General features: G+C 61.1%; 13 protein-coding genes. 6 read left to right on the top strand and 7 right to left on the bottom strand.

The window, feature by feature from the left end:
* Positions 1 to 241: 241 nt before the first annotated feature.
* The 6 genes from HMPREF1287_RS01505 to rho are packed head-to-tail and all read right to left on the bottom strand — an operon-like array spanning position 242 to position 6,379.
* Complete coding sequence (locus HMPREF1287_RS01505; protein ID WP_005280194.1) at positions 242 to 673, bottom strand: hypothetical protein; 432 nt, start codon at positions 671 to 673, stop codon at positions 242 to 244.
* 10 nt (positions 674 to 683) lie between these two features.
* On the bottom strand, positions 684 to 1,859 hold the full coding sequence (locus HMPREF1287_RS01500) for an MraY family glycosyltransferase (RefSeq protein WP_023017787.1): 1,176 nt from the start codon (positions 1,857 to 1,859) through the stop codon (positions 684 to 686).
* A 14-nt stretch (positions 1,860 to 1,873) separates the two neighbouring features.
* Complete coding sequence (locus tag HMPREF1287_RS01495) at positions 1,874 to 2,542, bottom strand: L-threonylcarbamoyladenylate synthase (RefSeq protein ID WP_023017786.1); 669 nt, start codon at positions 2,540 to 2,542, stop codon at positions 1,874 to 1,876.
* 32 nt (positions 2,543 to 2,574) lie between these two features.
* Positions 2,575 to 3,408 (bottom strand): peptide chain release factor N(5)-glutamine methyltransferase, encoded by an 834-nt coding sequence (prmC, locus tag HMPREF1287_RS01490; protein WP_023017785.1) that lies wholly within the window; start codon positions 3,406 to 3,408, stop codon positions 2,575 to 2,577.
* 9 nt (positions 3,409 to 3,417) lie between these two features.
* A complete protein-coding gene (gene prfA, locus HMPREF1287_RS01485) occupies positions 3,418 to 4,494 on the bottom strand; it encodes a peptide chain release factor 1 (RefSeq protein ID WP_005282411.1) in 1,077 nt (358 codons plus the stop codon).
* Positions 4,487 to 6,379 (bottom strand): transcription termination factor Rho, encoded by a 1,893-nt coding sequence (gene rho / locus HMPREF1287_RS01480; protein WP_034653636.1) that lies wholly within the window; start codon positions 6,377 to 6,379, stop codon positions 4,487 to 4,489. Before rho ends, prfA begins: the two co-directional genes overlap by 8 nt.
* Positions 6,380 to 6,752: 373 nt before the next feature.
* Between rho and HMPREF1287_RS01475 the strand changes: the two genes are divergently transcribed.
* The 5 genes from HMPREF1287_RS01475 (at position 6,753) to HMPREF1287_RS01455 (ending at position 11,998) form a co-directional block, all read left to right on the top strand.
* Entirely contained in the window at positions 6,753 to 8,540 is a 1,788-nt protein-coding gene (locus HMPREF1287_RS01475; protein WP_005282405.1) for a long-chain fatty-acid--CoA ligase, read from the top strand.
* A gap of 61 nt (positions 8,541 to 8,601) precedes the next feature.
* Positions 8,602 to 9,717: a GTP 3',8-cyclase MoaA gene (moaA, locus tag HMPREF1287_RS01470; protein WP_005280187.1), complete on the top strand. Its 1,116-nt coding sequence runs from the start codon at positions 8,602 to 8,604 to the stop codon at positions 9,715 to 9,717.
* A gap of 11 nt (positions 9,718 to 9,728) precedes the next feature.
* The gene (locus HMPREF1287_RS01465; RefSeq protein WP_023017782.1) at positions 9,729 to 10,928 is read left to right on the top strand and encodes a molybdopterin molybdotransferase MoeA; all 1,200 of its coding nucleotides are present in this window, start codon (positions 9,729 to 9,731) and stop codon (positions 10,926 to 10,928) included.
* A 15-nt stretch (positions 10,929 to 10,943) separates the two neighbouring features.
* Positions 10,944 to 11,423, top strand: coding sequence for a cyclic pyranopterin monophosphate synthase MoaC (gene moaC / locus HMPREF1287_RS01460; protein WP_023017781.1), 480 nt, complete (start codon positions 10,944 to 10,946; stop codon positions 11,421 to 11,423).
* Positions 11,423 to 11,998 carry a molybdenum cofactor guanylyltransferase gene (locus tag HMPREF1287_RS01455; RefSeq protein ID WP_023017780.1) on the top strand — a complete coding sequence of 192 codons (576 nt, stop codon included), beginning with the start codon at positions 11,423 to 11,425 and terminating at the stop codon, positions 11,996 to 11,998. Before moaC ends, HMPREF1287_RS01455 begins: the two co-directional genes overlap by 1 nt.
* Before the next feature lie 66 nt (positions 11,999 to 12,064).
* On the opposite strand, the gene HMPREF1287_RS01450 is transcribed toward HMPREF1287_RS01455, so the two are convergent.
* Positions 12,065 to 12,544: a molybdopterin-binding protein gene (locus HMPREF1287_RS01450; RefSeq protein WP_023017779.1), complete on the bottom strand. Its 480-nt coding sequence runs from the start codon at positions 12,542 to 12,544 to the stop codon at positions 12,065 to 12,067.
* A gap of 228 nt (positions 12,545 to 12,772) precedes the next feature.
* On the opposite strand from HMPREF1287_RS01450, the gene HMPREF1287_RS01445 reads away from it, so the two are divergent.
* Entirely contained in the window at positions 12,773 to 14,098 is a 1,326-nt protein-coding gene (locus tag HMPREF1287_RS01445) for a NarK/NasA family nitrate transporter (RefSeq protein ID WP_023017778.1), read from the top strand.
* The last annotated feature ends 3 nt before the right edge of the window (positions 14,099 to 14,101 follow it).

Below are 14,101 nucleotides of genomic sequence, written 5' to 3'. Positions count from 1 at the left end.
TGGATCAACAGTTTTCGCACGTGGGGGCCCCATAAGCCACACCCGATACCGCCATATCCGCCTTTTGGCAGACAAAACCGCGCTATTCCTGCCTAATTCACAAACGTGCAGTTGATCACACCCCTAAGCCAACACACCTCCTCGGGGGTGGTCACCTTCCATTAATGCCAGCATGCAGGCACAAAAAGGCCGTCGCGCACCACCCCAGTGCGCGACGGCTAAGCCCTAATGTGGGCACGAATTAGGACACGTAGGTGACCCGAGAGGTGACCACGGCCCAGACTTCGGAGCCTAAGGTAACGATGAGCGCGACGACGACGGTAAGAAAGAGCGCCCACGTGTCATAGAAATCCATGTCCCGGATAATGGCCAGCACGCCGATAAGCACGATCAGCTTGATAAGCCAGCCGCCCAATACCACCGCGATAGTGGTAGAGGGGGTCGAGTTCGCGGTAAAGAGGACCGACAGCGCGGTAAACAAGACAAAGCCGCCGCCGAGAGCAGCGCCGACGATAACGCCCCAGAGCCCGGCGACACCTTGTGCCCCTCCCCAGACGGCGAGGGAAATGATGGTAAAGATGCCGAGGGCGGTAGCCCCCTTCTTTACGGCGCGCTGCAGCGGCACGCGCGGGTCATCGAAATTAGCATTTTCCGTTGTGTCACTCACGGACATTCACCCTACATCACGCGCTCGCAGAGTCATGCAATACGCAATCATCCGATGACCGGAGGCCAATCTTGCCCTGCCGCAGTGGAATCAAGGTCGTGCCAAAGGCAACCAATAATGCCGTGATGGACAAGCCGACCGCTACCGGGGCCGGCACGATGGAAAAGGACACCGCACCGAAGGCCACCGCGGATACCCAGAGGTACAGCACGAGCACAGTGCGCCGGTGCGTATGCCCCAACGACAACAGGCGGTGGTGGATATGCGCCTTATCCGCAGAAAATGGCGAACGGCCTTGGGATAGGCGGCGAATAACCGCCCAGACAAGGTCTAAGACTGGAATAAACACCGCTGCGATCACCACGAGGATGGGCGACATTAGCGCCACCATGTCCACGGTGCCGTAGAGAGACATATTGATCTTGCCCGAGGCCGAAGTAGAAGCCGCGGCGAGCAAGAGCCCGATAAGCATGGAGCCGGAATCGCCCATAAAGATTCGCGAGGGTTCAAAGTTATGGGGCAAAAAGCCCGCACACATCCCCACCAGAGCGGCGCTAATGATAGCGGGTGGATACGCCGATACCGCCCCGCCCTGGTCATGCAGAACGGTGAGCGAAAAGACCAAGATGGCGCCACCGGCGATGAGGCCAAGGCCAGCTGCGAGGCCATCGAGGCCGTCGACGAAGTTGATAGCATTGATAAGCAGAACGGTGAAAAACGCGGTAAGCAGGGTGCTTTGAATCTGGTCGAGCACTACCGTGGTGCCGCCACCGAAGGGGATGAAAAGCAGCGTCCACGTCAGGCCCAGGCCACTCATGAGCGCGGCGGCAAAGAGCTGCCCGAAAAGCTTGATGAGGGCGCCGAGCTCTAGGTAGTCATCGGCAACCCCGACAAGCACGATGGCCAGCGCCGCCCACATCACCGCACTCATCTCCGGGGTGACGGGCATAAACCCGCGAGTCAAGGCTGGAAGCTGGGCTGCGAGGAATATCGCCGCGCCAAAACCGGTAAACATGGCGAGCCCGCCCATGCGGGGCGTGGGCTGGGAGTGGGAATCACGCAGGCGAATTTCTGCCACCCGGCCCGTGCGGACCAAAAAGGACCGCACCACTCCGGTGGTCAGGTAGGTAAATGTCGCTGCTACGAGGATGACCAAGGCCAACTCGCGCAGCGGTACGCCAGTGCCGCTCACGCGAAATGCTCCTTCTATCCTTGGGGCCGGGTCCGCAGGGAATCAGCCGAGACGCCGAGGACCTCACCGATCTCCTCTGCGGATAATGCACCCTCCCGCAGCAGGTATGGATGGTCGCCGGAGAGATCGATGATGGTGGAGGGCTTGCCGATGTCCGTTTCTCCCCCGTCCAAGTACACGGTCACGGCCTTGCCCAATTGGTCCTTGGCCATTTGCGCCGTAGTTGGTGGTTGGTGTCCGGAGATATTGGCAGATGAAACCGCCATCGGTCCTACCTCGCGCAAGAGCTCGATGGCAATCGGGTGAAGGGGCATCCGCAGCATGACGGTGCCGCGGGTATCGCCTAAATTCCATGGCAAGGAGGGCGCCTGCGGCACGACGATGGATAGCCCGCCTGGCCAAAAGGCCTCGACGAGGTCGCGGGTGGAATCGGAGTACGAGGCGACGAGTCCGCGCACGGTATTCCACGAGCCAACGAGCACGGGAACCGGCATATCCGGCCCGCGCTGCTTGGTGGCGAGCAGGTTGGCTACCGCGTCATTATCGAAGGCATCGCAGCCCAAACCGTACAGCGTATCGGTGGGCATGACCACGAGCCGCCCAGACTTTGCGGCCTTGGTGGCGATGCTCACGCCTTCCTCACGCTCGGTGTCATCGGCGCAATTATAAATTTTTCCTTGCATCAACTATCCCCTTCTTGCCCGACGGTGATGCCTTAGTCTACCGCGCGCTGTGCAGTAATAAAGCGCGGCGTGCCTGTTAAGTCCTTAAGCGGAGCGATATGGGAAAAGCCGCCGTGGTCACGCACCGCATCGCGCACGGCATCGCCAGTCGTATCGTCGTGTTCAATCGCCATGACCCCGCCCGGGCGCAAAAGCCTGGCGATGGTGGGAATCAACCCGCGGATTACTCCCATGCCGTCATCGCCGCCGAAGACGGCCACGCGCGGATCGTGATACACCTCCGGTTGCAAGTTCGGATCTTCCGGAACGTATGGCGGGTTGCTCACCACGAGATCGACCGTGCCATTCCAGTCCGCCAGAGTCTGGCTGTCGGTCGCGTCCGCCTGCACCACCTCTACCCCGGTGCCGAGAGTATTGGCGCGGGTGAACTCGAGGGCGGCATCGGAAAGCTCTACTGCCTTAACCTCCGCCTGCGGTACGTAATGCTGCAGGTAGAGCGCCAGCGCGCCCGAGCCGGAGCACAAATCCACCATGCGCGGGCCTGGTGCGTGGTGGACCGCCCAGTCCGCCATCACCTCCGTTTCCGGGCGCGGAATGAACACGCCTGGGCCCACCTTTAGGTCTAGGGGACCAAACCACGCCGTACCCAGCACGTATTGCAGCGGCTCGCGCTGTTCCCGCCTGCGCAAAAGCGCCTCAAAAGCCACCTCGAAGCCGGGCATGGGTGGCTCGTGCAGCGGGATATCCAAATGCCCGCAGTGAATGAGGTGGGAGATGAGGATCCGCGTATCCCACTCGGGACTTCCTACTCCAGTAGCGCGAAGGCGCTGCACCCCATGGCGCAGCGCCTCACCGTACGATTCCATCGACCGCGATTACCCCTCGGCCTCAAGGCGCTCGGCGCGCTCCTGGTCCTGCAGGGCCTTGATGAGATCCTGCATATCGCCGTTTAGCACGGAATCCAGGTTATTGGCCTTGTAGCCAATGCGGTGATCCGTGATGCGGTTTTCGGGCCAGTTATAAGTGCGCACGCGCTCGGAGCGATCCATGGTGCGCACCTGGGAGGCGCGCTGCTCGCCAGCCTCGGCCTCGCGGGCCTCGCGCTCCATCTGGTCCAGGCGAGCCTGCAGCACCTGCAGGGCGCGGGCCTTGTTCTGGATCTGCGAACGTTCCTTCTGGCAGGTAACAATCAACCCCGTGGGCAGGTGGGTAATGCGCACCGCGGAGTCGGTGGTGTTCACGCCCTGACCACCCTTACCGGAGGAGCGGTACACATCGACGCGGATATCCTTGTCATCGATATTGACCGATTCCACCTCTTCGGGCTCCGGGTACACCAGCACGCCAGCAGCGGAGGTCTGGATGCGGCCCTGCGATTCCGTGACCGGCACGCGCTGCACGCGGTGCACGCCGCCCTCGAATTTGAAGACGGACCACGCGCCATCGCGCGTCGGAGACTTAGCGCGGAAGGAAATGGTCATGTCCTTTACGCCGCCCAAATCGGACTCGTTAAGGCCCAAGACCTCCCACTTAAAGTCGATCTTATCGGCAAAACGCTCGTACATGCGGGCCAAGTCGCCGGCAAAGAGCGCGGCCTCTTCGCCGCCGGCGCCGGCCTTGATCTCCATGATGATGTCTTCCGAGTCCTGCTCATCGCGCGGGGCGAGCAGGTCAGCCAGCTTTTCTTCCAGCTCTTCCACCGACGCTGCTAGGCGGTCCGCTTCTTCCTGGAAGTCGTGGTCTTCATAAGCCATCTCCTTGGCGTCCGCGAGATCCTCGCGCGCCTGGGTCAGCTCCTCGTTGACCTTGATGATGGGGCGCAGCTCCGCGTACCGCTTGGATAGCTTGCGAAAAGCCTGCTGATCGCCGGCGATTTCTGGGTCGCCCATCTGCATTTCAATGCCCTGGTATTCCGACACAATGTCATCAACCATGGAAACTTGATTAGACATAGTCTTCCTCGTCCTTATCCGCAGCCATCGGTGCAGAAGAAGCCACCTGCATGAGGAACTCGCCATTCGAGCGGGTCTTCTTAAGCTGCTTAATCAACAGGTCAATTGCCTGGTGGGAATCCAGGGCCGACAGGATGCGGCGCAGTTTGGTCATGATGCGCGCCTCTTCAGGCACCAGCAGGAGCTCGTCCTTGCGGGTTCCGGAGGGGTTGACATCCACAGCTGGGAATACGCGGCGTTCCGAGATCCCGCGGTCCAGCTTCAATTCCGCGTTGCCCGTGCCCTTGAATTCCTCGAAGATGACGGTATCGCCGGTCGAACCGGTCTCCACCATCGCGGTGGCGATGATGGTGAGCGAACCGCCCTCTTCGATATTGCGGGCAGCGCCCAAGAAGCGCTTTGGCGGGTAGAGCGCATTGGAATCCACACCACCAGACAGGATGCGGCCCGATGCCGGGGAGGAGTTGTTGTACGCACGGCCCAAGCGGGTGATGGAATCCAGCAGCACCACAACATCCTTGCCCTGCTCCACCAGACGCTTTGCGCGTTCGATGGCCAGCTCGGAAACGGAGGTGTGCTCTGATGGCGGGCGGTCAAAGGTCGAAGAAATGACCTCACCCTTCACGGAGCGCTGCATGTCCGTGACCTCTTCAGGGCGCTCATCCACCAGCACCACCATGAGGTAGCACTCAGGGTTATTGGTAGCAATCGCATTCGCGATATTTTGCAAAATCGTGGTCTTACCGGCCTTCGGCGGCGAGACGATGAGCGCGCGCTGGCCCTTACCAATCGGCATGATCAGGTCGATGACGCGGGTGGTGAGGATCTTTGGATCCGTTTCCAAGCGCAGGCGCTGGTTGGGATACAGCGGCGTGAGCTTATTAAAGTGCGGGCGCTGCTTGGCCTCTTCTGGATCGATCCCATTGACGGTATCGACCTGCACCAACTGGTTGTACTTGCGGCGGTTGCGGCCATTGCCGTGGGTGTGGGTAGGTCCAGCCACCTTCACCTGACCAGTAATGGCATCGCCAGAGCGCAGGCCCAGCCGGCGCACGATGTTTTTATTAACAAAGACGTCCGCATCGCCCGCGCGGTACCCGGTGGTGCGCAGGAAGGAGACGTTATTGTCTACAACATCCAAGATGCCGCCGACTGCCTGCAGCTCATCGCCCTCGCGCACCTGCAGGTCATTGCCGCCGCCGTGGTTATCATTATTACCCCGGCCACCCCGGCGATTCCGGCGGTTGCGACGGCCACGGCGGTTACCGCGGTCAAAATTATTATCGTCATTGCGATTATTGCGGTGATTATTATCGCCGTTCTTCTCGCCCTGCTTGTCTCCCTGATTATCGGAGCCATCCTGGGAGTCATCGCGGCGATCCTGGTGGCGATTCTGGTTCTGGTTGTGCGCGTCGCCCCGGTTGTTGTCACTCCGGTTATTCTCGCCCCGGTTATTATCGTCCTGCTCTAGACGCTCCTGGCGGCGGGCGCGGTTGCGGCGGGCACGGCGGGCCTGCGACCGCGATTCATAGCGCTGGTCGTCGCTGTTGTCCTTGCGGTCTTTGCCGCGGTTGTCCTGCTGTTCGCTGGACTTGCCGTTATCGCTCTCGCCGCGATCGTCCTTCTTAGACGGCTTATCTTTCTGCTTGGCAGACGCCGCATCCTTAGCGGATTTCTCGGCCTTCTCGGCCTTCTCGGCCTTTTCTGCCTGCTCTATTTTTGCCTTCGCCTTTGGGGGAACCTGACCGGTCTTAATGGCGGTGATGAGATCCCCTTTGCGCAGGGCAGAGACGCCGCGAAGGCCGCGCTCGGCAGCCATTTTGCGCAATTCCGGCAGCTTCAGGGATGCGAGATCCTGTGCCGCGGTGTTGTCCGTATCGCTCACGGATATCCTTTCGTTGCTTGACCAGGTCCATAGTTGGGATCCGCCCTCCCCCACTTCAGGGAAGCTTGGGCGGGTGCACTGGAAGCCGATGTGTATTTTTCTTATCTTTTCGCCCTCGTGCCAAGGCGCTAGCGCACCCTGCCGGGCAATAAGCATGAGGCCTCTTCCGGTTACCGTATGGGAATTCCCCCTTGTAGCTCGTACGCGGGGGCGGAAGAATTCAAGAAACGACTGTGGGCAATGTTTAACGATGGGACCTGTCACTGGGCCCGATTGCATAGGACTGGGAAGATTTCCCGCTTTCCTATCAGTCGATGGCAAGTATAGCGCATTCGCTACACCGTGAGTACTTGGACACCGCTACAGTGGAAGCATGCTTTCCACGATGATGGATATTCCCCTGTCTCTAACCCGTATTTTGGAATACGGCGCGTCAGTGCACGGCAATACCACTGTTACCACCTGGCACGGTGAGGGCACCGGATCCGAGTTTGGCCCCGCAGAAAAGGTCACCTTCCGCGATATCGCCGCCCGCGCGGCGGCCTTTGCCCATGTTTTACACGATGACCTTGGCATTACCGGTGATCAGCGCGTGGGCAGCTTCATGTGGAATTGCGCCGAGCACCTCGAGGTCATGTTTGGCTCCGCCTGCAAGGGTGCGGTTTTTACCCCGTTGAATAAGCAGTTGATGAATGACCAGATCCGGCACATCATTAGCCACGCTGAGGTCTCCGTCATCGTGTGCGATCCCCGGCTCGCCCCACAGTTAGGCACGGTTTTACACGGCGCGCCATCTGTGCATTCGGTGATTTTTACCGGTTCCCAATCGCCGCAGCGCTTTGCCCACCATTTCCCGCGCGGCATCGAGTTTTATTCCTACGAGGCCCTGCTGGATGGCCGCTCTACCATCTACGATTGGCCCGAGCTCGATGAGCGCACCGCCGCCGCACTGTGCTATTCCACCGGCACCACTGGCGCACCGAAGGGCGTTTTATACTCCCATCGCTCGCTCTACCTCGAGGCCATGCAGCTGCGTTCCTCGGATTCGCTGTGCATTACCCACGGTGAGACCTTCCTGTGCTGCATTCCCATCTATCACGTGCTGAGCTGGGGCGTTCCCTTTACGTGTTTCATGACGGGTACCCCGCTCGTGCTTCCCGATGCCGATGTTTCCGCCCCCACCCTTGCCAAGGTCATTGCGGCCACGTCGCCGCGCGTGGCCCACGGCGTGCCCACCATCTGGATCCAGCTCTTCGTGCACTACATGCACAATCCGCCAGAGCGCATGACGCTGACGGAAATTTTCGCCGGCGGCTCCCCTGTGCCGCCGCAGCTTATCAAGATGTGGGAGGAGCATTACGGCGTCGACGTCGTGCACGTGTGGGGCATGGTCGAAACCTCGACGGTCGGCAGCGTTGCCCGCCCGCCACAGGGCGCGTCCGGCGATACCCGGTGGGCCTATCGCATCTCCCAGGGAAAGATCGCCGCCTCGCTGCAGTACCGCGTGGTCAATGATGGCCAAGTGGTATCCAAGACCGACCGCAATGCCGGTGAGCTCCAGGTGCGCGGCAACCTCGTGACCGGTTCTTATTATCATTCGCCCACCGCCGAGCCGGGCGAGGTGGCCTCCGAGTTCCGCGGCAAGCCGGTCGAGGCCGCGGAATCCAAGTTCACCGCAGATGGTTGGTTGCGCACCGGCGATGTCGGTTCCGTGACGAAGGACGGCTTTCTTACCGTTGAGGATCGCGCCCGCGATGTCATCCGCTCCGGCGGCGAGTGGATCTATTCGGTACAGCTGGAAAACCTCATCATGGCCAATTCCGATGTGGTGGAAGCCGCGGTGATCGGCTACCCCGATAAGCAATGGGTGGAACGCCCACTTGCCGTCACCGTCTTGGGCGAGCAGGCCTCGCCCACCATCGAGACCGCCGAAAAGTTGCGCCAGAGCCTGCGCAAGGAATTGCCCAGCTGGATGCTGCCGGAGTACTGGACCTTCGTAAAATCCATCGATAAGACGTCAGTGGGCAAGTTCGATAAGAAGGATTTGCGCGCCCACTTGGCCGAAGGCGATTACAACATCATCCGCCTCAAGGGCCCGGGTGAAGCCCAGCGCCTTGACGATATCGACGAAAGCGATTTTAACCGGGAAAACGAGGAATAATCCCCGGCCAGGTGGCGTTGTAGCTTGGTGTACCTTGTTCCCCACTCTTAGACTGGCAGCAATGACTTCACCAACGCCTTCTTCTTCAGCGGTCTCCCTGCCCCTGCCCACCGTGGGCCGGTCGCAGCCGCCGGAGGACTTACCTGCCGCAGCAAGCGACGGCACCCGCGCCTTGGTTGATCGCTACGGCCGCAGGGCCCGCGACCTGCGCGTGTCGCTTACGGATCGCTGCAACCTGCGCTGCACGTACTGCATGCCGGCCGAAGGCTTAGAGTGGATGCCCACGCAGCAAACGCTATCCGATGAAGAAACCATCCGGCTTATCCGCCTCGGCGTGGAAAAGCTCGGCATCCGCCAGGTGCGCTTTACCGGCGGCGAACCGCTGTTGCGCAAATCCTTGGCAGATATCATCGCCGCCACCAAGGAACTCACCACGGATGAAGGCATCGCACCGTCCACGGCGCTGACCACCAATGGATTGGGCTTGGAAAAGCGCGCCGCAAAGCTTGCCGCAGCAGGCCTCGACCGCATTAATATCTCGCTAGATACCATCGATCCTCAGCGCTATGCCGCACTCACCCGCCGCGACCGCCTATCCCACGTGCTCGAGGCCATCGCCGCTGCGGCCGATGCCGGATTGAATCCCGTCAAGATCAATGCCGTGGTCATGCCCGGCGTCAACGAGGAAGATATCGTCCCGCTGGCGGACTATGCCCTGCACCAGGGCGCCCAGCTGCGCTTTATCGAGCAGATGCCGCTCGGCCCGCGCGAAAAGTGGCGCCGCGAAGACATGGTCACCGCCGATGATATTTTGCTCAGGCTCCAGGACCACTTTTCCATGCGCCCGGCGCGGGAGCCGCGCGGATCGGCCCCGGCCGCGTTGTGGGATGCTATCGCCCCCGATGGCACCGCCGGCAAGCTGGGCATTATCGCCTCGGTAACCCATCCCTTCTGTGGCGACTGCGACCGCACCCGGCTTACCACCGATGGCGCCGTGCGCAACTGCCTTTTTGGCAATTCCGAAACCCAATTGCGGGATCTCATGCGCTCTGGCGCGAGCGACGAGGAGTTGATGGAGGCATGGGCCGGGGAAATGTGGACGAAGAAACCCGGCCACGGCATTGATGATGAAGGCTTTTTGCAGCCGGATCGTCCCATGTCAGCCATTGGCGGCTAATCTAATTATTTATGTCCGCATCGCGTTCCATTTCTGAGCACCTTTCCGCGGTTCTGGCGCTGGCGCCGGCCCCGCGCGCAGAGTCCGTTCCCGTGGGCCCAGCGCTGCGCGGCCGAGTATTAGCGGAGGATGCCACCGCGCGCTTTCCCGTCCCGCCGTTTGCTAATTCCGCGATGGATGGATTCCTCGTCCGCGCCACTGATATTTCTGGTGCGGGCCCGTGGACGCTGCCGGTCGCAGGCGATGTCCCCGCCGGTGCAACCGCTCAGGCAGTTCCCGCCGGCCAGGCCGTTCGCATCATGACCGGTGCGCCGGCGGGTGATACCGCTGGCCTGCTCGTCGTCCCAGTAGAAAACACCACCGTCCCGCCCGGGCCTACGGAGCTGCCGCGCGAGGTCACCATCACCGAAGCGCCCGCAAAAACGCATATCCGCCCCGCCGGCGAAGATATACGGCCAGGCACCGTCGTTGCTACGGCCGGGACCACCGCGAATGCCGCGGTTATTGCAGCGCTTATATCCACCGGCGTCTATTCGGTGCAGGCCTATCGGCGCCCACCCATTGCGGTGATTTCTTCCGGCAATGAGCTTTCTTCGTATCCAGACGAGCTTTCCCCAGGGCGCCTGCCAGATTCCAATGGGCCGATGCTCGCCTCCCTCGCCCACACGGAGTCCTACTTCCACGTCGGCGACGACCCCGCGGAGTTATCCAGATTGCTCGATGAGCTCAGCGCATCCCACGATCTCATCATTACCTCCGGCGGGGTATCGGCCGGCGCCTTCGATGTGGTGCACGGGGTGCTGGGCGCGGGCGATAATTCGTGGTTCGGGCACGTTCATCAGCGGCCCGGCGCGCCGCAGGGCATCGGCACGTGGCGGGGTGTTCCAGTGCTTGCGCTGCCGGGCAATCCGGTGGCGGCTTTCGTTGGTTTCCAGCTTTATGCCCGCCCGCTTATCGCCGCCTTATCGGGCCAGCCACATCCGCGCGAGACCGTGCAGGTGCGTGCGGAGGTGGCGGTGCCACTGCCACCCGCAAGCACGCGCCCCTTCATCGTTCCTGTAACCGTAAGTTTTGCGGGAAAGCCCAGGATTACTGGCGCGTTAAGCCGCGGCAGCCACCGCGTGGTCTCGCTGGCAGGTACGAATGGGTATTGCATCATCGATGGACCTGCCCCCGCCGCGGGCGAAGAAACCACCGTCTATCTGTATTAACGAGGAGAATTTTCTATGGAGTTTACCCACCTCAATTCCGCCGGCACCGCCTACATGGTCGATGTGACCGAGAAGCAACCGACCGTGCGCACGGCCACCGCTGAGGGCGAGGTCGCCTGTTCCCCGGAGGTCATGACCGCGCTGCGCGAGGGCACCGTGCCCAAGGGCGACGTCCTGGCGGTCGCGCGCATCGCCGGCATTTCCGCGGCGAAGAAGGTCCCAGAGCTCCTGCCGCTCGCGCACACCATTGGAGTACACGGCTGCGCGGTGGATCTCGAGCTTGCCGATGCCCACGTGAAGATCACCGCCACCGTTCGCACCGCCGACCGCACCGGCGTGGAAATGGAGGCACTGACCGCGGTCAACGTTGCCGCCTTAGCACTCATTGACATGGCCAAGGGCGTCGATCGCTCTACGTTTATCCGCCGCTGTGGCATCGTGGCGAAATCGGGCGGACGCTCCGGCGATTGGTCTAGGACCCTCCCGGAGGCTTAATGGATGGCGCGATCATTTTAGCCGGCGGGCAATCCCGCCGCATGGGCGGGGCCGATAAGGCACAGGTACGCGCCTTTGGCCTGCGCCTGGTGGACCGCCTGCGGCGCCAGCTTCCCTATGGCATGCCGTCTATCGTTATTTCCCCGCATTACCTCGGTATGCCGCAGGTCTGCGAGTCGCCGCTTTTTGGTGGCCCCGTCGCCGGCATCGAGGCAGGTGCGCGCGCTTTGTCGCATTGTGACCGCCTGGCACTCTTCGCGGTGGATGCTCCCGATTCCCCGCAACTGCTCCCACACCTGAACGGAGCGTTGCATGCCGCGCCCACCGCCGGTGCCGCGATTACCCGCGCCGCGGACGGGTATTTACAACCCCTGTGTTCGCTGTGGCATACCGATGCGCTCTTTGGGTGCCTAGGTGCGTTGGAGTCCACCCGCAATGTCTCCGTGCGAAGGCTGGTTCGCGGCGCCGATTTCGTCGAGGTGGCCGGCACCGGTGCCGAACGCGATTACGATACCCCGGCCGAATTGCAGTCTATTCCGCCGCACCCCTCCCTTCGCGCTCACCGGCGCGGCTAATTTAGCCACAGTCCACCCTCCCCGTGAGCACGAAGGGAGGGTTACGGGGAGGGGTGAGGAGGAGAATTATTCGCCGCGGGAGCGGAAGACATCGGCAAGCAGCGGCGCAATAACCCCAAGGGCATCTGCCACGGCGCCGGTGGATGAGGCGCAATTGATGATGAGGCTGCCGCCGCCGTGCTCGGTCATGCCGATGATCCCGCGAGACAGGCCAGCCTTGGGCGAGGACTCGAGCCCGCGCAGGAGCACCTGGGTCTCTAGGCCATAGAGGCGGGCCTTGATATAGCGCTCGGTGACCTCTGGGGTCAGGTTCGTCGCCCCGATGCCGGTGCCGCCGATAATCACGACAATATCGGTGCCGGTATCCACGGCGGTGCGCAGCGCGTCATCGACTGGCGTAAAGCCTTCCGGCACGATGCTGGGTGGTGCCACATCGATGTCGTGCGCGCGCAGGATTTCTGCCGCTTTCTCCCCGGCGCAGTTCGATTTTTCCCCGGCCAGGATGCGGTCTGAGCTGACGATTATCTGCGCCTTTCTTTGGGACATGAGTCTCATTCCTTCCCCACTGTGGAGTGTGGCTAATATCACATTATTCCGTTTTCGATACCAACGTACTTGAGGCACGGGGCTAACCAGCAACATCGGAATCGATCAAGATTTACGCAACATTTGTGTGTCGTAATTAGATACGGATTTTATCGGTTTTATTTACCTTTTTGAGCATAGTCGCCGGTAGATTAAAGAGTTGAACGACCTACTATCTGTGAGGAAATCATGACTGCTCTTGATACCTCAGGCAAAGTCATCCAGGGTTGGGATCCAGAAGATTCTGACCACTGGGATTCTAAAATTGCCTGGCGCACACTGTGGATCTCCACATTCGTCCTTATCATTGGCTTTGCCACCTGGTACCTCGTATCGGCAATTGCCCCACAGTTGAACCAGATCGGTTTCGACTTATCCCGCAGCCAGCTCTACTGGCTGACCGCCATCCCCGGGTTGGCCTGCGGCATCTTCCGCCTCATCTTCATGTTCTTGCCGCCCATCCTGGGCACGCGCAAGCTCGTCTTCAGCTCCTCGCTGCTGTTTATCATCCCCATGCTGGGCTGGTTCTTCGCGGTGCAGGACTCCTCCACCCCGTACTGGTGGCTGATGACCCTCGCCTTCCTCTCCGGCATCGGCGGCGGCGTGTTCTCCGGCTTCATGCCCTCGACCGGCTACTTCTTCCCCAAGCGCCTGTCCGGTACCGCGCTGGGCATCCAGGCCGGCATCGGTAACTTCGGTATCTCCTTTATCCAGCTGGTTGCCCCATGGCTCATGGGCTTTACCCTGTTGGGTGTAGGTTTTGTTGCCCCGCAGCGCACCGATGATGGTGAAATCTTTGTCCACAACCCCGCCATCTTCTTGGTGCCGTGGGCCATCGTCGGCGCATTCCTTGCATGGACCCTGCTCAAGGACGTTCCCGTGAAGGCGAATTTCCGCCAGCAGATGGACATCTTTGGCAATAAGAACACCTGGATTCTTACCGTCGTCTACTTCATGACCTTCGGCGCATTTTCTGGTTTCGCCGCGCAAACCGCGCTGCTTATTAACCAGATCTTCGGCGAAGGCTCCGAATTTGCCGGCACCTACGACAACCTGCCTGCCGGCGCGAGCTACGCCTTCCTGGGACCACTCATCGGCGCGCTCGTCCGCGCGCTGTGGGGTCCACTGTGCGATAAGTTCGGCGGCGCCATCTGGACCTTCATTGGCTGCCTGGGCATGACCATCTTTACCGTCGTGGCCACCTTCTTCCTCACCCCGGACGAGCCGGATGAGGTCTGGTGGTTCCTGGGCACCATGCTCATTTTCTTCTTCTTCACTGGCCTGGGCAATGCCGGCACGTTTAAGCAAATGCCCATGATTTTGCCCAAGCGCCAAGCAGGCGGCGTTATCGGTTGGACCGGTGCCATCGGCGCCTTCGGTCCGTTTGTCGCAGGTGTCTTGCTCTCCATGATGTCTGCACCGACGTTCTTCTGGGGCTGCGCCGTGTACTTCGCCATCACCACCGTGCTGGTGTGGATCTACTACGCCCGCCCCAACGCCCCATTCCCCGGATAATTA

Origin of the sequence: Corynebacterium sp. KPL1986 (genome assembly GCF_000477975.1) — a bacterium.
Taxonomy (GTDB): domain Bacteria; phylum Actinomycetota; class Actinomycetes; order Mycobacteriales; family Mycobacteriaceae; genus Corynebacterium; species Corynebacterium accolens.
This window is presented reverse-complemented; position numbering and strand designations above follow the sequence as displayed.